General features: G+C 59.7%; 17 protein-coding genes and 4 pseudogenes. 10 read left to right on the forward strand and 11 right to left on the reverse strand.

From position 1 onward, the window contains the following. Positions 1-53: 53 nt before the first annotated feature. Positions 54-464 (forward strand): annotated as a pseudogene (locus AC0L2L_RS28775) (plasmid partitioning protein RepB C-terminal domain-containing protein); the annotation flags it as partial. 188 nt (positions 465-652) lie between these two features. Here the strand turns inward: AC0L2L_RS28775 and xth are convergent. Continuing rightward, positions 653-1426: an exodeoxyribonuclease III gene (gene xth, locus AC0L2L_RS28780; protein WP_473583271.1), complete on the reverse strand. Its 774-nt coding sequence runs from the start codon at positions 1424-1426 to the stop codon at positions 653-655. A 415-nt stretch (positions 1427-1841) separates the two neighbouring features. Here xth and AC0L2L_RS28785 point away from each other — a divergent pair, with 415 nt between their 5' ends. Further along, positions 1842-2474 (forward strand): hypothetical protein, encoded by a 633-nt coding sequence (locus AC0L2L_RS28785; protein WP_473583344.1) that lies wholly within the window; start codon positions 1842-1844, stop codon positions 2472-2474. A 57-nt stretch (positions 2475-2531) separates the two neighbouring features. Here the strand turns inward: AC0L2L_RS28785 and AC0L2L_RS28790 are convergent, their stop codons facing one another. After that, positions 2532-3107 (reverse strand): EF-hand domain-containing protein, encoded by a 576-nt coding sequence (locus AC0L2L_RS28790; RefSeq protein WP_473583272.1) that lies wholly within the window; start codon positions 3105-3107, stop codon positions 2532-2534. Between the two features lie 2867 nt (positions 3108-5974). Here AC0L2L_RS28790 and AC0L2L_RS28795 point away from each other — a divergent pair. The 3 genes from AC0L2L_RS28795 (at position 5975) to ku (ending at position 7624) form a co-directional block, all read left to right on the forward strand. Next, on the forward strand, positions 5975-6094 hold the full coding sequence (locus AC0L2L_RS28795; RefSeq protein ID WP_473583345.1) for a hypothetical protein: 120 nt from the start codon (positions 5975-5977) through the stop codon (positions 6092-6094). A 214-nt stretch (positions 6095-6308) separates the two neighbouring features. Further along, positions 6309-6587: a hypothetical protein gene (locus AC0L2L_RS28800; protein WP_473583273.1), complete on the forward strand. Its 279-nt coding sequence runs from the start codon at positions 6309-6311 to the stop codon at positions 6585-6587. 212 nt (positions 6588-6799) lie between these two features. Then, positions 6800-7624, forward strand: coding sequence for a non-homologous end joining protein Ku (gene ku, locus AC0L2L_RS28805; RefSeq protein ID WP_473583274.1), 825 nt, complete (start codon positions 6800-6802; stop codon positions 7622-7624). A 15-nt stretch (positions 7625-7639) separates the two neighbouring features. Here ku and AC0L2L_RS28810 read toward each other — a convergent pair whose 3' ends face one another. After that, complete coding sequence (locus AC0L2L_RS28810) at positions 7640-7855, reverse strand: hypothetical protein (RefSeq protein WP_473583275.1); 216 nt, start codon at positions 7853-7855, stop codon at positions 7640-7642. A gap of 276 nt (positions 7856-8131) precedes the next feature. Here AC0L2L_RS28810 and AC0L2L_RS28815 point away from each other — a divergent pair, with 276 nt between their 5' ends. Continuing rightward, the gene (locus AC0L2L_RS28815) at positions 8132-8497 is read left to right on the forward strand and encodes a YybH family protein (RefSeq protein WP_473583276.1); all 366 of its coding nucleotides are present in this window, start codon (positions 8132-8134) and stop codon (positions 8495-8497) included. A 21-nt stretch (positions 8498-8518) separates the two neighbouring features. Here AC0L2L_RS28815 and AC0L2L_RS28820 read toward each other — a convergent pair. The 3 genes and pseudogenes from AC0L2L_RS28820 to AC0L2L_RS28830 form a co-directional block, all read right to left on the reverse strand. Further along, positions 8519-8723 (reverse strand): annotated as a pseudogene (locus AC0L2L_RS28820) (MucR family transcriptional regulator); the annotation flags it as partial. 1284 nt (positions 8724-10007) lie between these two features. Beyond that, on the reverse strand, positions 10008-10220 hold the full coding sequence (locus AC0L2L_RS28825) for a hypothetical protein (protein WP_473583277.1): 213 nt from the start codon (positions 10218-10220) through the stop codon (positions 10008-10010). Positions 10221-10319: 99 nt separating this feature from the next. Then, positions 10320-10529, reverse strand: a complete 210-nt coding sequence (locus AC0L2L_RS28830; RefSeq protein WP_473583278.1) for a hypothetical protein — start codon at positions 10527-10529, stop codon at positions 10320-10322. A 77-nt stretch (positions 10530-10606) separates the two neighbouring features. Between AC0L2L_RS28830 and AC0L2L_RS28835 the strand changes: the two genes are divergently transcribed. The 3 genes from AC0L2L_RS28835 to AC0L2L_RS28845 all read left to right on the forward strand — a co-directional run bounded on the left by AC0L2L_RS28835 (position 10607) and on the right by AC0L2L_RS28845 (position 14814). Then, entirely contained in the window at positions 10607-10810 is a 204-nt protein-coding gene (locus AC0L2L_RS28835; RefSeq protein ID WP_473583279.1) for a KTSC domain-containing protein, read from the forward strand. An 802-nt stretch (positions 10811-11612) separates the two neighbouring features. After that, positions 11613-12812 (forward strand): IS256 family transposase, encoded by a 1200-nt coding sequence (locus tag AC0L2L_RS28840; protein WP_473583280.1) that lies wholly within the window; start codon positions 11613-11615, stop codon positions 12810-12812. Between the two features lie 1642 nt (positions 12813-14454). Further along, positions 14455-14814: a hypothetical protein gene (locus AC0L2L_RS28845; protein ID WP_473583281.1), complete on the forward strand. Its 360-nt coding sequence runs from the start codon at positions 14455-14457 to the stop codon at positions 14812-14814. 302 nt (positions 14815-15116) lie between these two features. Here the strand turns inward: AC0L2L_RS28845 and AC0L2L_RS28850 are convergent, their stop codons facing one another. After that, positions 15117-15350 carry a DUF6894 family protein gene (locus AC0L2L_RS28850; protein ID WP_473583282.1) on the reverse strand — a complete coding sequence of 78 codons (234 nt, stop codon included), beginning with the start codon at positions 15348-15350 and terminating at the stop codon, positions 15117-15119. Between the two features lie 162 nt (positions 15351-15512). On the opposite strand from AC0L2L_RS28850, the gene AC0L2L_RS28855 reads away from it, so the two are divergent. Next, entirely contained in the window at positions 15513-16232 is a 720-nt protein-coding gene (locus AC0L2L_RS28855; RefSeq protein WP_473583283.1) for a Crp/Fnr family transcriptional regulator, read from the forward strand. 62 nt (positions 16233-16294) lie between these two features. Here AC0L2L_RS28855 and AC0L2L_RS28860 read toward each other — a convergent pair whose 3' ends face one another. From AC0L2L_RS28860 to AC0L2L_RS28875, 4 genes and pseudogenes are all read right to left on the reverse strand, one after another. Next, positions 16295-16594, reverse strand: a complete 300-nt coding sequence (locus tag AC0L2L_RS28860; RefSeq protein ID WP_027170164.1) for a DUF982 domain-containing protein — start codon at positions 16592-16594, stop codon at positions 16295-16297. 658 nt (positions 16595-17252) lie between these two features. Further along, positions 17253-17438: pseudogene (locus AC0L2L_RS28865) on the reverse strand (hypothetical protein); the annotation flags it as partial. Between the two features lie 21 nt (positions 17439-17459). Continuing rightward, positions 17460-17569: pseudogene (locus AC0L2L_RS28870) on the reverse strand (DUF892 family protein); the annotation flags it as partial. Positions 17570-17703: 134 nt separating this feature from the next. Then, positions 17704-19014, reverse strand: coding sequence for an NRAMP family divalent metal transporter (locus AC0L2L_RS28875; RefSeq protein WP_473583284.1), 1311 nt, complete (start codon positions 19012-19014; stop codon positions 17704-17706). Positions 19015-19177: the final 163 nt, after the last annotated feature.

Here is a 19177-nt window from a genome sequence, read left to right on the forward strand (position 1 = left end):
ACCGGCCGGAATGAAATCGGAATGACTGGCCGGCTTCAAATCGGAATCGATGGCCGGCTTCGTCGGAATACGCAATGATCGCCCTGAACCGGGCGAACTTCCACTATGCGCAGTTGCTCAGCACACTAACTTGTGTGTCGCAGTTGACGGATCCTTCCAGGCCGAGGAAGAAGTTTGTCGGCGTTACAGAAGATCAGCTGACTGTCATGGAAGCGGAGTTTGACGCGCTGAATGAAGAATTCCTCTACTGCGCCAGCCTTCGCGGCATTTGGACGCTCGAGCTAATGGCAGCACGGTCCTATGTGGACAGGCTGATGGAGAACGCACGGATGGTTAGATACCTTGCGCAGAATTTTCCGGAGCAGCTCGCAAAGTTCCAGACGATCCTAGATATTCCAATGAACCGGGACGCTCTGACAGGCCATCCGCACACCGAACCTAAGTCTAAGCATTTTGTCTTTTGAGTAGTCGCCTCTTCGGCAAGACGCCGCCCGCTCGCTGCTCATCCTCTGAAACACTCCGCTTTCTCCAAGGATCTAAACCACGCGCCTCTTATTTTGTGCGCCTGTGCGCGGCTGACGCGCCCCAAGACAACGGCCGACGACCGCGCAGTGAATGCGATTGCGGAGCGGCAGACCCGCGCTCTTAGGTTTTAGCCGCCTACGTCAATCCAGGCGGGCGCGTGATCGCTGGGCTTTTCCCAACCTCGAGTCTCGACATCAACACCTGCAGCCCGAACGGTCTCCGAAAGTAGCGGACTTACAAGCAGATGATCCATGCGCAGGCCGGAGCTTCGGTCGTAGCCTCCGCGATAGGAGAAATTCCAATAGGTGTAGATGCCCTTGTCCCGGTGAATCCGACGCATCGCGTCCACCCAACCTAGGCTCAGCATGCGCGCGTAGGTCTTTCTGCTCTCCGGGAAGAAGACGGCATCGTCCAGCCAGCGCACAGGGACGACGGCGTCCATCTCGGTCGGGACGACATTGTAGTCACCACACAAGACTGCCCGCTCGCCTAGCAGCGGTCTGCTGTAGGTGATGAGACGTTCGAACCAGCGGAGCTTGTAGTCGAACTTGGGACCTGGCGCCGGATTGCCATTGGGCAGGTAGACGCAGCCGACGACCAATTTGTCGATCTCGGCCTCGATATACCGGCTGTGCGTGTCGTCGGGATCGCCAGGCAGGCCGCGGCGGCGCTCGACCGGATCCCTCCCGCGTGCCAGTATCGCTACGCCGTTGTAGGATTTCTGGCCGTGCCAGACGGCGCCATAGCCGGCGTCTCGGATGGCCTCGATCGGAAATTTGTGGTCGGAGGTTTTCAGCTCCTGAAGGCAGACCACGTCATAGCTGGTTTCGCCAAGCCACTTCAGGAGCACCGGCAGGCGGCCGTTGACCCCATTGACATTGAAGGTCGCGATCCGGGTCACTCCTTATATCCCTGCCTGAATTCGCCTGAGCTTGCAACGCAGAGCGCGGCGGTGGGTTCAACATCTTCTGGAACTGACCGTCGGATCGCCGCTTAAAGATATGCTAGCCCAACCCAAGGAGGCTTGCATGGCCGCGCGACGACAATTCAAAATCCACGGAGAATGGACACAAAGACAGATCGAAAAAAGCAGGAAGCGGCCGCCAAAACGCCTGAAAAGACGAACGATTGAGATCGCGACTTGGTGCATGGCGACGGCGACACAGTGGGCATTGAACCCGACGCCAAATAGCTGCCCGAGGACTCAGTGCCTTCCAACCGCGCAAACTGCGGGGTGAATAGTCTCAATGGGCCAGGCGCGTACAATGTCCGGATTCTTCGTGTTAGCGAACTCGATCGGAGACATGTTCAACAGTATGCCTGCCCGCCGAAAGATCGACCCAACCGCAAAGCTGATTGCGCAGTGGCCGCTGACTCCGGCGGCGACGCTAGGATCGTCGGTACGGGCGAGGGGCATTTTCCTCGAGATGCGCTCCCGTCTGCCGCCGGAACTGAGAAAACTGCTCCACATCGAATCCCGGGTGCTCAGCCTGCGCCTGCCGGAGGGCTCGGACGCCGACGTTCAGGCGGCTTCCGCGATCGTGTCCAAAGCCATGCATGACATCGAAGACCTGCCTGTGATCCCCCGCGAGGTCGAGGACATCCTGACGATCTCGCAGGGTGAGCGGCATCGCTGGCTCAACGACGGACGATTGCAAAGCGCCGGGACCAGAACGGTCAAGCTTCGCCGCCGCACGCGGAAGATCACCTTTCACGTCTTCGATCCGCGCCACATCGAAGATGTGCTCGACCGTGATCTGGTCACCGTCTGGCGCGAGGAAGACGCAGCCACGGCCGCCGAGAACCGCAGACGCGCCGCCGGAAGGGCTGCCTTGAAGCGCGCCAGAAAGAGCGGTCGCGTGGCACCAGATTCAAGGAACAGCGGCACGAATTCCAATGCCAAACTGCGCGGTTGGGAAGAGTTCGACAGCGACGGACTGCTGCGTTGAGCCGCTGTCGCGGCACCCGTAGGACCACCATTGAAGAGTTCCTATTCGGATGGACAATTACGGCATGTCTTCACCGCTAGAACCATGCATCAAGGACTGGATTTCCTCCAGGTCGATTTTGCCGTCCCCATTTCCATCGATGGCAGAGAATATCCTGCCGACCGCGTCCTGAACCTCGTTCTCGGACAGAGATCCATCGCCGTCCGTGTCCAGCAATCCAAGCATCAGGCGCATCCCGGCGCTGTGCATCATGTGATGGCCTCGGTGTCCAGCCATTCTGTGCCCTCTGCCCCAGTCAGCCTGATTTTGCCAACGGTCGCCGTGACGGTTGGCTTGGTCGGGACGCTCAGCATCCTCGTCGCGGCCAGCTTCGTCGTTGCGATCCTCTTGACGGTAGCCTTCGTCAGAACCGCGATCCTGTTGCATCCTCTCCCGGACCGCCTGCTCGACCATCTGGCGGATCATTTCACGTGTCGGGCCACCCGCCTGTCCGTTCGTAACCGGCAACTGGCCGGCGGGCTGTTCGGTCGCCGGTGTCGTGGGCGTCGGTGTCCCACTTGTCTGGGCGAGCGCAGGGAAGGTCACAAATATGAAGGCGGCGGCCGCAGCCGTCGTGCTAAGTGGAAATTTCATGGCATGCTCCATCGGTCCGTTGTTTGCCTGGAACCCCGGCGCCAAACTGGAGCCTGATCCGATTGTTCCGCGATGAGGCTCGGGTCAAGTTACACAAAGCGTCGCGACTCGCGCCGGTGGCCGTCAGGTCCTGGGCGGGACCGCTACGTCCTTTCAGCACTTTGATTTCGCTTTCGGTCGCCACCGGCCATTGACGGGCGAATGTCGCGGTGGCCTGTCTGAGATCTTAGTTGATCCGACCCATCGTCTCTTGAACCGAGCTGACTGAAATTCGTGCCAGGTGCCGTCGTGATTGCTGAGGATGGGAGCCTAAACCCCTTGGAAGTCGAGCACTCTCTTCGCGAAGAGGGTTGAGGTGATCACCGCCTACCGAGCCGAAGATGCCATAGCGGCCTTCGAGCGAGACCCAGAGCGCATTGTCGCCCCGTCAGAACTGCGACTGCGTGGCGGCGGCGCCTCGTCGGATGGGCTAAGGCTGTGCGAGCGCGGTGGACTTAGGCGGTTCGGTAGATGGAGTTGGCTGGGCCGATAGATGCCGCCACCATCGAGGTGCATGACGGGCCTCCATGAACTGGCGATGACAAGGACAATCATTCGCCAGCATCCGAAAATGGACGCCTCGTTTCGGTAAAAGACCCTATGAGTTAGCCGATAAGACCTTCGTCTCAGCAACCGTGCGACTGATGGGCAAGCACCATACTTTCGAGGAACAATGCGCGGCTGTGCCTGTTACCAGATCGCCTGCGGCGCACGTTGCCACTTTGCGCACCCAGGCTACTCCAGCACCTGCCCGTCGGCTCCGGTCGACGGGCTTTTCGTATAGATCAGTCGGGATGGACGAGCGAGCGGCGACCGTCGAACCGATGGGGGGCGGGGTGTCGACGGCCGCTTGAGCGCGAGAGGCCATAAAGTCAGCAAACTGCGTTGCGTTAGGCCCTGACCTATCTCTGGCACATTCGGTGTGGGCGTATTAGCCTATCGGCCGTTTTCAACAGCCTGTTTGTGTCCACTGACGGGAGTATTGAAGAGAACGCGCCTTCCTAAGAGTTAGCAGTGTGCCCCTAGGCCAAGGTTCCTGTGGCTTAGCTCTCACCGGGCGCGCCAGTTCGGCCTGACCTGGACGCTATAAACAAATGTTGGCGCGCGAGCACTGCCTTCCGTTGTACGATGCCTGCGCTCGTCTTGGTGGGGACGAGCCTCAGACCATCGCTCGCCCGCTGCTTCGGTGGCGGGCTTTTTTTAGGTGGCTTTGTCGATGAGCTGCGTCTCCACTTCGGCGGGACATAGCGCGTCACCAGCGTTACCGTCTTTCCATGGTGACCGGAATCCCGAGAATATCGTTCTGACAGGGGCGTTCACGAATCCGTACGATTTCATACAGTGGGTTGATCGGTCGATTTCAGCGGTCATATAATCCCTAGCGTCACCGGCCTAGATGCTATGGGCAGCTGGTGCTGGAGAGTTCGCGAAAGCTCCCGTCCCGTATCGGGGCTATCTCGTGGGAACCGGCCATGGCGTCGCATATTCGCCTTCGACATCGTTCGCGAAGCCTTCAGGAAATCCGTCATCGAAACAAACATGCCTGAAGATCAATGGCCCGAACACGCCAAGCGGCCATTGGAAGAGATGGCTGGACGTGAGCCAGACTAGAGCATGATTGACCGGATCATCGGGCAAAGCGCGGCCCTGCGGTAGAGGGAATGGCGCTCTACCCAGGTCGTTTTCTGTGGTAGCGTAGCCATCGGAGAGGACCGCCAACGATGTCAGAGGGGAACCGGCCATACTCGATGGACGGCCCGGTCGTTCTGCGCCTTGTGAACGAAACAGGCATAACCGTCGAACAGGCCCGCGAGCTAGTAAGCCTCTTGGGCCATGGCAACTGGACCTCGCTGTTGCGGGAGGCGCGGCTGCTTATTCGATCTACCCAGCCGTAGGAAAATGGCCGACGCAGGTCCGGGGCTCTCTTTGGGGCTTGGGGGCCACGCCGGCCATTTGCGGGCTAGGTGGCAACCAATCCCCGCGTTGCACAACTTAAAGGCACATTAGAAACCACTCAATTGAGACTGAATCCCCTAGCAGGCATGGGTCGAAAGGCGCGGCGTGAGGCGAACTGAAAAGCCCCAGCGCTGAGGGGGATCGGCGCCAGGGCTCGTTGGGCATGTACGCTGCATAGCATGACCGTATATCAGGCTGCGCTAATATCGTGAACGAGTGATAAATCGGGCTGGCCGGCTTTGTTTCGGTCGTCCAGATTTAATGCTCGTGTCTTGGCTGCTCATGCCACATTAGCTGCCGCAGGTCCGCTTTCTTGACCATCCGCCGTCAGACCTAGCATCCGTGGGTTGGTGAGCCCGGCGCCTCGCTGCGCTCCGGATGCGTTCTGCCGACGATCGGCGGCTCGAGATCGGAGATCTTGGTCATCGTGGCTGATAGGCCAGCCTTCCAGCCTCCCTCTCCAGTCGGGCGTGATTGTTGCGGTGCTGGCGCAGAAGCATTCTCGCTTCAGGCATTGTGAGGTGGAACTTTCGGGCTAAGTGGGCGACCTCGCAGGCGTCGTCACTCAGTATGGGCTTGCGATCGTTGGGTTGGATCATTCGGGCGCTCGGTCATGGCCGTTTCCTCCTGCAAAGGAACAGCCTCTCGGTTCGAATGTTCCGCCTTTGTTTTTTTAGAAATTACTAACGAAGGCGAACGACGGTGCGATAATGAATCAAATTCGCATTGTTGGGGCGTTCCATGCGCGAGCATGCTGGCGGGGTCCAGCTGGAGTTCATCGAGCCGCTGATGCCGACCTTGGTCGACAAGCCTCCTGAGGGCGATGGCTGGATTCATGAGGTAAGTTCGACGGCTACCGCTCTCAGATCGTCATTGACGACGCTGAAGTTCGCAACTTCACTCGTCGTGGGCTCGACTGGACCTCCAAAAATCGCGACTTGGTCGAGGCCGCAAAAGGACTTCGCGTTCAAAGCGCGATTATCGATGGCTAAATAATCGTCCTCAATCATGCCGGAGTTTCAGATTTCGGCGAGTTGCGTAAAGCCATCACGCGGCGCCAGCACGACCTCTATTTCGTCGCCTCAACGGCAACGACTTACGAGATATGCCGCTGGAGGACCGGCGCGAAGTGCTACAGGCGATGATCCCGGCCGGGGAGCGAATCCAGTTCAGCGAAGCGCTGCCAGGCGCCGGCGCCGCGGTCTGGTGGAGCACGCCGGGCTCGAGGGCGTCGTCTCGAAGCGGAAAGACAGCAAATATCGCTCGGGACCTTCGACCAATTGGCTGAAGGCCAAGTGCTACATCATCGATGAATTCGACCTGCTTGGCGTCGAGCGCAAGCCAGGCAAGCCGGCCTTTGCTCTGATGGCCGATCGCCGAACCGGGCACTTTGTCGGCATTGCGTTCATCAGCGTCAACCGGGAAATGCGAGAGCGGCTATGGAAGCGCGTCAAGGAGGCCCAGGGCGGCCGCCCAAGGGCATGAAGCCGCCGGCGACTGTCTGCGTGGAGCCGGGGCTAATCGGCCGTGTGAAGCACCTACGTGGAGAGGAAGACCTGCGCCATGCCTCGCTGCAGGATTTCAGAGAGGATTGAGCATGGCCGTATCGGTTCCGTTGGAATCTCCGGACAGCTGTTTGGAACTCCCGTTGCCATCAGGTGTTCCTCTTGATCGGATTGGATAGAACGAGATGACACATGGCCGCGCCGCGCGCAGTTTGGAAGGGTTTCCTGAAAGTTGGTTCGGTCGCCTGTGGCGTTAAATTGGTGGGCGCGACTTCTGAGGCCGGCAAGGTTCATTTCAAAATCCTGAACCGGCAGGATGGATTGCCCGTCAAAAGCGCCTACATCGACGAGGGAACTGGCGATGTCGTGCCTACGGAAGACCAGATCAAAGGCTACGAGGCGGAGAAGGGTGATTTCATCGAGATCGAGCCAGACGAGATCAAGAAGCTGAAGCTCACGTCGCAGCACACGCTGGAGGTCGAAAGCTTCGTCCCGATCGACGACATCGACACCCGCTATCTGGAAAAGCCCTACTATGTCGTTCCCGCTGACGGGGCTTCTGTCGAGGCATTCAACGTTCTTCGTGAAGCGATGGCCAAGCAGCGGGTGGCCGCTCGATCTTGCGTGGTTCTGTACCAGCGCGGCCGCGAAGTCGTCATCCAACCGTTCGGCAAAGGAATGCTGTTGACCGAGTTGCGGACGCACAACGAGATGATCTCGGAAGCGAGCGTCTTCGGTGATTTGAAATCCCCGAAATATGACCAGGACCTGCTGGAAATTGCCGGCCTGCTGATCGACAAGAAAGTGACCAAGTTCGACCCCTCCAAGTTTAACGACACCTACGAGGATGCGTTGATCGCCATGATCGAGGCCAAACGCAAGGGTACGAAGCCGCCTAAATCGGCGCCGAAGCCCAAAGAGAATGTCGTCGACCTGGCCTCGATATTGAAGAAGAGCCTGGAAAAAGAGGGGATCAAAGCGGGTTCCAAAGCTAAGCCGGCTCGCAAATCGGCTTAGTGGCAATCTTGCCGCTCACAACCGGTTGATCGGTCCGACGAGCCGGGAGTGGTCGTTGGGCAGCTTGTTGATGGCTGCTGCGTTCACTTCTCGGCCGACCCGGTTGAATTGGAGTTTCCCGTCCAGGTCATGCGAGAGCAACCCCTTCACCTCGCCGGCCGGCGTGCTAGCCATGAGGTCATAACAGGCGCGGTCCAGAATGACGGGCTGTCGATCGTGGAGCCACCGCATCGGCTCGCCAGCTGGAGCTTGCGACCGCATCCGCGGTCCTTCGCCGGGTCGCGAACACGATCGTCTGCATGTTGTCAGAAGTGAACAAGAAGAGAACACAAGGTCAAGACCCGCTTGACCGGGAAGCTGGTGAACAGGCCCACACGATCCGCTTTCGGCGGCTCATGGAAATCCGATGAAAGAAGCGGGTGATCTAGCGGGACGAATAAGCGACTGGCAACATAACATGCGCTACTGCTAATGTGACTGAAGCGCATGAGGACGAAGGGGCTGCCGATGTCCATCCAAAGTGAATTGCAGAACTTTTGGAACACCTATGCCGCAGCCTATTCTGCCGGCGACGCTGGAGCTTGCGGCGCCATGTTTACGACCGATGCTGAAGTACATTCACCCTATGCAACGCCCGCAGTTGGGCGCGATGCCATCGGGGCTCTCCACGCGGCTTGGACGCAGGGTCACGGCGAGGCGGCTCAGAAGAAAATGACGGTGGTCCATGCTGGGAGATCAGGCGATCTCGCCTGGTGCCTGGCCAGCTATTCGGAAGGATTGGACGTCGGCAACGGCACGTCCGTCGACATCTTCGAACGGCAGGCCGACGGGTCGTGGCTGATACGGATGTGCAGCCTCAACAGCACCGACTAAGACGGACGCAAACCGCTAGACTCATCGTAACGAACGCTTCTTGGCATTTTGCTGGCTTCGCCGGGCCTTCCACCCGAGCCCGCTCGCCTCAGCCAGCTCCGATCTCTGAGCGGCGTAGTTGGGAGCCACCATCGGACAATCGCGCGGGAGGCCCCACTTCTCACGATATTCCTCCGGTGTGAGATATGGTGGTCATCAGGTGCCGCTTCAGCGACTTGAACTTTTTTCATCCCCGAGGCGATAGCGACTGGCCTCCTGCGATTTCCGGAGCGGCCACACCCCTGAGATCGACCTTCAGACAAGACAACTCATGCACACTATGCGTGGCGCGATTAATCGGCCTCATATGCAGCAGCGTTGAAGAAGTTCGGCACGGCGTGGGGACGGGTCGCAGATGTCGCCGAGCGCATGGCAGAGCGCCTCGAAGGTCACCTTTGCGCAGCAGCGTCTTGAGCTTCGAGAAAGTCATTGCGATCGTGTTGAGATCCAGTGAGTATGGCGGCGGCAACCGCATCCCTGCGCTGCGAGGCGCACCAGTTCGCAGGCCCGCTCGCTTTTTGTGGACCCGTCGAGGATGACGAAAATCGCCGGGTTCAACTACGGGCGCTAGTTGCGTATTGACCCGGCTCTCGGAGCGCCGGCCGTTCAGCAGCGCAAAGAACCTCGACCGACCATCCTCAGTGAGTAAGATGGGAAAGGCTTCCTTCGCTGTCAGTCGGGCGAATCTCTTAGGATGGCCATCGATATTCAGGCCGGGGTTGCCCTCGGCTTTACCGGCTGCCAGCTAGTCCGGCCAGAATCTCGTGTCACGGCAATTGCGAAGCCGGCTGCCATGGGGAACCTAAACCATAGAAATGCATTGCCTTTCTATGTTCAGTGACCGAGAAACCATAATCGTCGAAGTTTGCTTGCTGGTGGCTGTCCCGGTCTGTGTCGGCTTGGCCGTGCTCACGGCAGTGATCTTTCCCTGATGTTGGCATCTTTCCTATTTTGAACCCTTTGCGGGCATACAACCGGGGTAAAGGGTGCTGATAGATACGCAGCCGAGCCGAAGGAGGCGCGTCGAGTACATATTTGCGGGCCGCTGCGGACCGACAGTGTTCCAGTCGATCAAGATGGGAGAGGTTATAATCGCCATGGCTGCAGATGATATTTACGCAAAAAAGCAGCGCTACGAAATAGCCCTGACAAGGGAGGAAACCAGACTGCTTGGCACTGCCGCACTCGCATATGCCTCGAAAAGATTCGGCGTTTGTCCGTAATAAACTGTGCCGCCTCGGCGCCGACATTGGCCGGCGCGTCGATCGGCGGGACGCCGACGACGGCATGCGTTTCATGGCTGCCCTCCGGCAGAAGATCCAGCGGCCGATGCATACTGCGGTTTGGGACGGGATAGATGAGAGCGTCGGCCGCCAGTTTTGGGCAGGGCGTCTTCAATGACGCGCACTGAGGCTAGGCGCGTTGACGCCTTCAACTAAGATGTCTTGCTACGGTGAGTACGTCGTTACTATCAACAGGCGGCTTGCTCAGGGTCTGCTCGTGCAGCAAATTTGACGGCATATTTGTATACGGCCCGGCTCCGCTCATCGGTTACGCGCACCCAGAGCCGTTCCTCTCGGCGGGCACGAACTTCCTTGCCTGCATCCCAAGGGCTGTCGGCCGTGAGGGTGCGGCGTGAAACCGGCAGGTCCCCCGCCATCTGTTCAACTCTGTAGGTCTTCATTCTTCCCAACCAGACGCTGCTGGGCTTTGTTCCAACGCCTCGGGCGGTCGCGCCTAAAGGCGGCTCCGGTGCGGCGGCCGACCCATGCCGTGCAGCGGGCTACCGCCGCGCGCGAAGTTCTGCGGTGAGTGCTTCAAGCGCCTCCACGTCTGGCGCATAGGAGGCGGCGTGCGCGGGATACCGGTCCTGCTGCTGGCGGTAGAAATTCAGCCATTTCGGCAAGTCGGCGATCGGGAATGTCCCTCGCCATCGGTCTTTGACGAGCGTGAAGGTGCCGGCCGCCGAATCGTAAGTAACAATAGCCTTCATGAAGGCATTATTGTCCGCTCCCTGAAACAAAGAATACGGCTCGATTGTTTTCTATTTGCAAACCAGCGGGTGCGGGCATGCCATCCTCCTCGATCAGGAAAACAGAATACAATCCGGAAAGCAGGATTCTCTCCGTCTGGTTCATGGCTAGCGGCAAACGGTACGATTTTGAGGGGGTGCCTCCGAAGACGTATGCAGCCTTCCGGTCAGCGTTCGTCAAGGGCCGCTATTTCAACGACCATATTCGGAATCACTTTCCCTATCGACGCATTCCAGAATAGGCGTCCAACTCAAGCATATCGTGCCAGATCACCAGCCGCACGTGCCGCATTTTCCGGATCTGTAGGCGCCAGACAAATCGGCTGCTCCCGTTTAATTGCGCGCCGCAAACGTGAATGGGGACGTGAGACCAGAAAGCAGGTCGTATGATGAGTTCTCCACTGTGCAAATGATTGGTTGGCAAGGGGTCTCGGGTTCATCGATTGGCGCTGGTCCATAGATCGCCATCCTGATCAGCCACGCGTTTACTGGCACTCCTGCGGCCACACATCCCAGCTATCTTTGCCAGGCGCGCCGCCTCGCCGCTCGCTTGGAGCGCAATCCTTGGTGGGAAATCGGCTGGCTTTCATGTTTGCAGTGGTCGGGCTTTTGGCTTTGCATAACATCTCCGAGTGTGATTGGTTTTTTAACCGTTGCATTGAAGGTTGGGTCGCATGCCGATTTATCAAAAAGCCAAGTAAGCTGGTGTCTTCGATGCTTCCGAGGTCGCCTTGTTGGGGCGCGTCTTCGAGAAGTTGAAAATCGACGGCCAATCGCCTGAGCGACATGAAGCGCTCGCGTCTCGCGTCATAGCAAACTATCAGGCGGGGATTACAGACGAGGAAGAGCTGGTGTCTGCTTCCAAACTACCGCTGGGGCGCTGAGTGGTCGCGTCCCCACAGGTGGTGTAGCTCGGCGGTAGTGAAGCCGTTCGCGAGCGCGCCCTCGAAAGCGCTGTAGCGAGCGAGCGGCTTTGCGGTGGTCATCGACAGTTCGCCGGTAAGGTCGGGTTGCTGACACCAACCTGATTCGAAGGAACCATCGATGACCGACGACATGATGAACCTGCGCGCGCTCGTGGAGAAGACTCCAGATTCCGATCTCTTGCGCGAGATGATTGGCTTTGCCGCCGAGCGGCTGATGGAGCTGGAGGTTGGCGCCGCCACCGGTGCCGCCTATGGCGAGAAGAATCCGTTGCGCACGGCCCAGCGCAACGGCTATCGCGAGCGCGACTGGGAGACGCGCGCTGGTACCGTCGAACTGCGCATTCCCAAGCTCAGGAAGGGCTCCTACTTCCCGGGCTTCCTCGAGCCGCGCCGCATGGCCGAGAAGGCGCTGACCGCCGTCATCCAGGAGGCCTACGTCCAGGGCATCTCGACACGTTCGGTCAACGACCTGGTCAAGGCGATGGGCATGAGCGGCATCTCCAAGAGCCAGGTCTCGCGGCTGTGCGAGGAGATCGACGGCAAGGTCAAAGCGTTCCTTGAAAGACCCATCGAGGGCGACTGGCCATATCTGTGGATCGACGCCACTTACTTGAAGGTCCGTCGCGGTGGCCGCATCGTCTCGGTCGCCGTCATCATCGCCGTCGGCGTCAACACGGACGGCCGGCGCGAGGTACTGGGCATGGAGATTGGCACCTCGGAGGCCGAGCCGATCTGGACCGAGTTCCTGCGCAAGCTGACCCGTCGTGGCCTGCGCGGCGTCAAGCTCGTCGTCTCCGATGCGCACGAAGGCCTCAAGGCCGCCGTCACCAAGGTGCTGTCGGCAACATGGCAACGCTGCCGCGTCCACTTCATGAGGAACGTACTGGCCCATGCCGGCAAGAGCGGCCGCAGGGTCGTCTCAGCCTTCATCGCCACCGCTTTCGCCCAGGAGACCCCCGAGACCGCGAGCCTTCAATGGCGCGCCGTCGCCGACCAGATCCGGCCGAAGGTGCCGAAGCTGGCGACAATCATGGACGACGCCGAGCCCGACGTGCTGGCCTACATGACCTTCCCGAAGGAACATCGCGCCAAGCTCCACTCGACGAATTCGATCGAGCGTCTCAACGGCGAGATCAAGCGGCGCACCGAGGTCGTCGGAATCTTCCCAAATGACGACGCCATCGTGCGCCTCGTCGGCGCAATCCTGCTCGAACAGAACGATGAATGGGCAGTGCAGCGGGCCAGATATATGACGCTGGAAACCATCAGCCAAATGAGCGATGATCCGCTCATCAGCCTGCCAGCCGTGGCGCGCTGATCATCCCGGCCCATGCCGGAGAGCACGGCGACCAATGCCGCCAGCTACACCACGCAGCGGGACACGATCCGCTGAGGTCCACATCAGTTGGCTCAATGATTCTGCCTTTGGTGCCATTCCGCAGGGCTACGCGACCGAGCCAGTGCGGTTGCGATCTGGCCAAGTGATGTGGCTCGCTCACGGCCCCACTAATAGGTAAATCCAGATTGGTCGCTTGTCGTGAGGCTTTCTGACTGGCCGGAGGCTTAGGAGAGTGTGGTTGTGTGCGTCAAGTTCTGCAAAAAAGGGCGGCCATGATGCCGGTCATGCGGCCTGGCGTAGGGCGAGCTTATAATGGAGACGCGGCTTGGGCAGCGTCCCTATGAATTTGACCCCCAAGCCGGTCGTTCCTGCGCCACCGCAGGACTGCTTGGTAGGCGATGCCCCGGTTGGCACGTAGAGCACAAACCGTTCAGGCACACGCGCTTCGACGGGCAGTTTGGGTTCATTTCCGCTGCTGTTTTGGTTCCGAATGACGAAACTGTTTTCGGAGTTTGTAATTCCGCTCATGATTGCCGCGCCTTTCAGCACTCGCTGCCGCCGTTCCCGGTGATGCTCAACAGCTGCGCTAGCTCCCCCGGTGCGAAGATCGCGCCACCTGCAAAAGGATCGACGTGCAAAAGCTCAACTTGAGAACTCGCCACCGCCGCGGTGCCGAACACCCATGACACTGCCGAGCGCTCAACAACCGCTCTCGCGGTCCCTCTTCCCACTGGGGTGGGTAACTGCACCAGAGATTTCACGGACACCGCTCTCTGCAACCAACAGGGGAACCAATTTCTACCTGGAGTGTTATTCCCGCGTTAGACCGGTCTAGCGGACCGTCTTGCGCAGCGAGCCCGGCGCGGTACCCTCATGTCGCGTCGGGCTCAATTTAAGAGCCGTCAACCCACCAATCTCGTCCTGTGGAATTTTGATCCAGAGCAAAGCTGCCTCGCTACGGATTGCCTAAAGCATTAGGTGCGGGTGGGCCGAGGTGGCAATCAAACCGAACCCAGCCAAGGTCAATTGGCGACGCTACCGGCTATGGCTGCCACCAATTGTCCCTTTGGCCCCTCGACTCCGCTGCGCAACGGCTTTTGCTCGCACCGCGCTATTCTTGCGCCAAGCAAGTAGTTGCCGGGGCCGCAGTTCCAAGATGGCCCGCCCATCGCGTGCCTGCGCGGGACAAAACAGCAAGAGCGTACTCAGACCCGCGACTGCAATATCCGATAAACCTGCATCCTCGAACAGGCCCGTAGTTTCCGCTATAGTCGCAGGTCCAGCACCGTCCGAATGAGCAGGAAGCCGACCGTTATGGAGGCTGCAGGTGGATGTTCCGCAAGCCACATCAAGGCAAGCAAGCCGAAGCTGGATTGCAAATCGACTGGCACAGTTGCGCAAACCTCGGATGCCTCCGCAATGCGGCGACGCCGAGGTTGGGGTATGGCTCCAGTCCGTGGTTCATCCCATCGGCCTATTAGAACCGACCGATTGGTGCTTAGAGCTGGTAGAACATTGATCGTGGCGACCGTCCCGCTGCCAATGGTGGCAGGCTTTTGTCATTGCCGGAACTTTCTTCCTATTAGGGTCGTTGAGCGATCGACGCGGAAGGAGAAAACCGATGCCCGACACGAGCGACGAATCCTCAACGCCAAAGAGAACCCAAAGCGAGGCTCAAGAAGCGCTTGAAAAGCAAGTCGCGCAGTTAAAGCGCGAGATCAACAAGATTAACCAGACACTAGCCGAGCGCGCCGAAGAGGCAGCCGAGGTGGCAGAAGACTGGTATGAAAGCGCTGCCGACCGCGCGGGCAAGACTGCTCAGGCGCTCCGGACCGGAGCTCAATCAGTTTCGGGTGCCGTCCGAGAAAATCCTGGGATGGTTTCAACGGCGTTCATGATCGGCGCCGGGTTGGGTCTGTTATTGGGCCTCACCCTAAACGAGGCCACCGCGCATGATCGGGATCGCTGGTTCCATAAGTAAGTGCTGAGCGCATAATAGAAGCCGCTGCCCTGCTGTGCAGCGGCTTCCATGCAAGCCGATTGCCGAGTTCTTCTAAATGCCGATTCTGCACTTGTCGACGGGGTCCGCCGCTCCGAGCCAGGCTGGGCGCCACGTCGCGCCACATCACATGGGGTCTCCGGAAAACCGTGCAGCAAAAGCAGACCAGGCCCGTTGCCAGCGCGGCGGACGAAGATCCTTGCTGCGCGGGTGTCGATCTTGCTGGCGTCGAAATCCACGAACATGTTCGCCTCCGGGCGGCTGGAGCTAACAGCGAGGCGGCCTCAACTCCAGGCAGAATTCAATGTCAGCGACGCTTCGAAGATCTGGTCGCGCCTTTCGTCCAGCACCTTCACCGTGATTGACAGATGCCTGCCACCCGGCATCTCGTCGCGAGCGACGTCGTATAGGATGCGCAACGCCTCCATTCCGGCGCGTTCGCGATTCGGAAAAAGCTGCCCCTCCCTGTCCTCCTGGCTGTTCTCGCTATTGTAGAGGTCGAAATAGAAGCGTTCCATCGGCACGTCGGTCCCGGCATTTCCTGGGTCAATTCACCAGCGCAATCATGGTTCCAAGACGCTGATCCTTGGAGAGAATCGGCCATGCGCTGCCTTGCCGTTTGCCACACCTGCAACCAGGCCCGGTCTGCTGCGTTAGCGATTGCGAATGGAGGACGCCGGATGCTGGAATCGCTTTATCTCAACCTCGGCCAGCATGACGCCCTTTCGGACGAGGAGAAGGCCCTTCTCACCACCACCTTATCGACCGAGAAATATGTGGGCGTTGGCGAGGACATCGTTTCGGAGGGAACCCGGCCGACCTACAGCACACTGATCATCGACGGGCTTGCCGCCCGTTATAAAGTACTGGAGGACGGCGGGCGCCAGTTCACCTCCCTGCAGGTCGCGGGCGATTTCGTCGACTTGCATGCCTTCCTGCTCAAAACCATGGACCACGGCATCGTCGCCCTGTCGCCCTGCCATGTGGCCGCGGCCGAGCATAGCAAGCTTAAGACGATTACCGAACAGGCGCCGCATCTCACCCGGCTTTTGTGGCTGGACACGCTCGTCGACGGCGCCATCCATCGCGAGTGGATCGTGGCCATGGGCCGCCGCTCCAAGACGTCCCATCTGGCGCATCTGATCTGTGAGCTGTTCGTCAGGCTGCAGGTGGTCAAGAAGACTCGCGACATGAGCTTCCATTTGCCGCTGTCGCAGGCCCAACTCGCCGATGTGCTCGGCCTTTCCGTGGTTCACATGAACCGGGTGATCGGCACGCTGCGCCGCATGAACGTCGTCGGCTGGACAAACCACACAATCACAATTCTGGACTGGGAACGGCTGGTCGCCATCGCCGAGTTTGATCCGACCTATCTCAGCATGGCGCGCGAACCGAGATAGATCGGCCAAGAAGATAGCTCGGCCAAGATAAGTCAACCAAGACAGGTCGGCTTGGCGCGCGCCTAGCTCGGCGGCATCTTGGAGCGCGACCACAGTTGGTCGAACATCGTGAGGGCGGCACTTGGCCCGGCAGGCCTTAGCAGGCCCTGCTGCGCGGCGGCCTTCTTGAAGGTGGCGAAGGCGATCGCCGGTCGGCAAGTGCCCGCGATCGCTTCATCCACCAGTCGGACCGCGTCGAGATAGGCCGGCGCTTCCTTGTTCTTCCAGGTCCCGGCAAGCGCATTTTTGGCATCGGCGATCGTGGTGACCACCATGGTGCCGCCGCCGACGAAACGGATTGTGAGCGGCAAAAAACGGCTCATTGGTCTTTCACCATCCGAACCATTCGCGCGTGCGCCAGGCAAGACCGAAAAAAGGCGCGGCGGTGATCAGGGCGGCAAGGACAAGAAGCGGGCTGTTGATACGCAAGGATTTCATGGTGCACCACAAGGTTCGAGATCGCCGTAAACGATGATTGTGCCGGTCGGTTGCATCCGGCCGGCCGGTCCGGGCTGCAAGTCTGAGGCTACATATTGCTCGCGGGCCGGGCCGGCGGCGCCGGCCGATGCGGCGGACGCGGACGTGGCCTGAGCGGCACCTCGGCGAGCGAAGCGCGGATCACCCTGACAGGGATCGGTGGCGCGGCGGCAGGCCTGCGCGGCAATGCGGCCGAGAGGCTGCCTATGAGAGTTCGAACGTCCATGGGACTCCTCCTGAAGAGTCCCCCCAAAGTTGAAGGGTTAGCATCGCAGCCGGGCGGCCGCATTTAACTTTGATGTATGTTCGGACGCCCGGTGGAGTGCGACACGCGGGTCCAACCTTTCCGCTGGCGTGCGCTGTCCTGTGAAAGAAGCGCGCCATGGCTACCAGCAGAACAAACTCCGGCACGGCCAGGAAATCAGACACCGTGCAGCCGGCGCGCGGGCAGCGCGCCGTAAGGGAACCATCACGCCAGCACCGGCTTGTGCTCAGCGGGCCGCGTCAGCCGGACCTGGTGGCAAAGAGAACAGGGCTGATTTCTCCGGCTTCACGCCCTGGCCAACGAAACGGCAGTCGAGCTCTTGTCCCACCCGGCCCGCCCATGATCGCCTGGCAGGTCTTGCCTACCGGGTTCTTGTCGATCACATCGAACACTTCTTCCAGGCGCGCGGCATGTTCCTCGGTCTGGCCGCGATGCGTCCCCTAGGGCGAAATCTCATAATGCTTTGCCGCCTGGGCGGCCGCCAGCAGTCCGGCATCGAGCGAGGGCGAGCCTTGTACTCTTCCATGATCTCGGCGCCTTCCTCGGTAAGGATGACAAAGGCGGCCTCGAAGAAGGGGCACCAACAGAGAGAGCCACTACTTGTTTCCGAAAGGATTTTTGCGACGGGCAGCCGGAAACACTCAATTATGGCAATGAAAAGGGTACTGACCTCCGCGCTAAGGCGGTCCTTTACCAAAACCACTGTGCAGCGAGGCCGAGCGACGAGGCCGCCATTACCAACGTCGATAGCCAGCCGAGGCTGCGCAGCCAGCCTTGGACCGGAAATTCCCCCATGATATCCTTGCGCGAAGCCATTAGCATCATGACGATCATGATTGGGACCGCGCAGATGCCGTTGATCACGGCGCTCCAGTAAAGCGCCTCGATCGGGTCGATCGGGGGAAGTGTGATGCCGGTCCCCAGGGCGGCCGCAGCGGCAAGTGTCGAGTAAAATGCCGCTGCCCGCTTCGGCTGTCGCTGCAGCCCGACCGGCCAGCGCATCGCTTCGCCGACGGCGAAAGCCGCCGAACCTGCCAGTACCGGCACTGCCAGGAGTCCGGTGCCGATGATCCCCGCCGAGAAGATGAGGAAGGCGAACTTTCCGGCCAGGGGTTCCAGTGCCTTTGCCGCGTCGGTGGACGAAGCGATCTCCGTCACGCCAGCCTTGTGAAGCGTCGCGGCCGTGGTGAGGATGATCGCCAGAGCGATCAGGTTCGAAAAGGCCATTCCAGCCAGTGTGTCGGCGCGTATGCGCTGGAAAGCCCCTGCAGCTTGCCAAGGAGCCCAGCGCAGCGGCCTGGCTGTTGGCTTGAGCTCCTCCTCTTCAACCTCCTGAGAGGCCTGCCAGAAGAACAGATAGGGCGAAATGGTCGTGCCAAGGATTGCGAGCAGCGTGGTGAAGAAGGCGCCGCTCCATTCGATGTGGGGAATGAACAATCCTTTCGCCGCATCGGCCCAGGGCACATTTGCCGCGAACATGGCAATGACGTAGGCGAACAGGCTCAAAGTGGTCCATTTGAGCACTTTCACGTAACAGGTGTAGTTGAGGAAGACGATCGCGCCGATACAGGTGATTGCGAACGCGATGACGTAGACCGGGCTTGGCCCGCCAATGAGCAGTTTCAACGCATCCGCCATTGCGCTGAGATCGGCGCCGATGTTGATCACGTTGGCGACGAACAGAAACATCACGACAAGATAAAGCAGCGGGGCCGGATAGTGGCGGCTGAGATTGCCGGAGATGCCCTTGCCCGTGGTGCGACCGATGCGAGCGGCAATCTCCTGAATCGCCGCCATCAGCGGGAAGGTGAACAGCATGATCCAGCCGACATTCAAACCGAGTTGGGCGCCCGCCTGGCTGTAAGTTCCGATGCCGGACGGGTCGTCGTCGGAAGCGCCGGTGATGAAGCCCGGCCCAATTATGCGAAGGAATCGTTGGAAAGGACCCTTTGCCAGCGTGTTGCTTTGTTCCCGCTCGATCTGCGAACCGACTTCGGTCATCGCACGCTGTTCCCTGTCCGCTCGCTCGCGAAAGCCACGCTATCGGGGCATGGGAGAAAATCGGCGCGAGATAGACGGCAGTGCCTGGAAGGCTGTCCCGCATTAAATGAGCAATTACTAACGAGCGCATGTGATAATGGGGAAACAGGAGGTTCCACGGTAA

It is taken from the genome of Mesorhizobium sp. WSM4832 (genome assembly GCF_055811115.1).

Coding starts and splice junctions, on each gene's coding strand:
- AC0L2L_RS28785 (WP_473583344.1), top strand. CDS start 1,842: ATGCCTGCCCGCCGAAAGATCGACCCAACCGCAAAGCTGATTGCGCAG.
- AC0L2L_RS28815 (WP_473583276.1), top strand. CDS start 8,132: ATGTCCATCCAAAGTGAATTGCAGAACTTTTGGAACACCTATGCCGCA.
- AC0L2L_RS28850 (WP_473583282.1), bottom strand. CDS start 15,350: ATGGAACGCTTCTATTTCGACCTCTACAATAGCGAGAACAGCCAGGAG.
- AC0L2L_RS28860 (WP_027170164.1), bottom strand. CDS start 16,594: ATGAGCCGTTTTTTGCCGCTCACAATCCGTTTCGTCGGCGGCGGCACC.
- AC0L2L_RS28810 (WP_473583275.1), bottom strand. CDS start 7,855: ATGCGGTGGCTCCACGATCGACAGCCCGTCATTCTGGACCGCGCCTGT.
- AC0L2L_RS28835 (WP_473583279.1), top strand. CDS start 10,607: ATGCCATCCTCCTCGATCAGGAAAACAGAATACAATCCGGAAAGCAGG.
- AC0L2L_RS28845 (WP_473583281.1), top strand. CDS start 14,455: ATGCCCGACACGAGCGACGAATCCTCAACGCCAAAGAGAACCCAAAGC.
- AC0L2L_RS28875 (WP_473583284.1), bottom strand. CDS start 19,014: ATGACCGAAGTCGGTTCGCAGATCGAGCGGGAACAAAGCAACACGCTG.
- AC0L2L_RS28830 (WP_473583278.1), bottom strand. CDS start 10,529: ATGAAGGCTATTGTTACTTACGATTCGGCGGCCGGCACCTTCACGCTC.
- AC0L2L_RS28825 (WP_473583277.1), bottom strand. CDS start 10,220: ATGAAGACCTACAGAGTTGAACAGATGGCGGGGGACCTGCCGGTTTCA.
- ku (WP_473583274.1), top strand. CDS start 6,800: ATGGCCGCGCCGCGCGCAGTTTGGAAGGGTTTCCTGAAAGTTGGTTCG.
- AC0L2L_RS28790 (WP_473583272.1), bottom strand. CDS start 3,107: ATGAAATTTCCACTTAGCACGACGGCTGCGGCCGCCGCCTTCATATTT.
- AC0L2L_RS28840 (WP_473583280.1), top strand. CDS start 11,613: ATGACCGACGACATGATGAACCTGCGCGCGCTCGTGGAGAAGACTCCA.
- AC0L2L_RS28855 (WP_473583283.1), top strand. CDS start 15,513: ATGCTGGAATCGCTTTATCTCAACCTCGGCCAGCATGACGCCCTTTCG.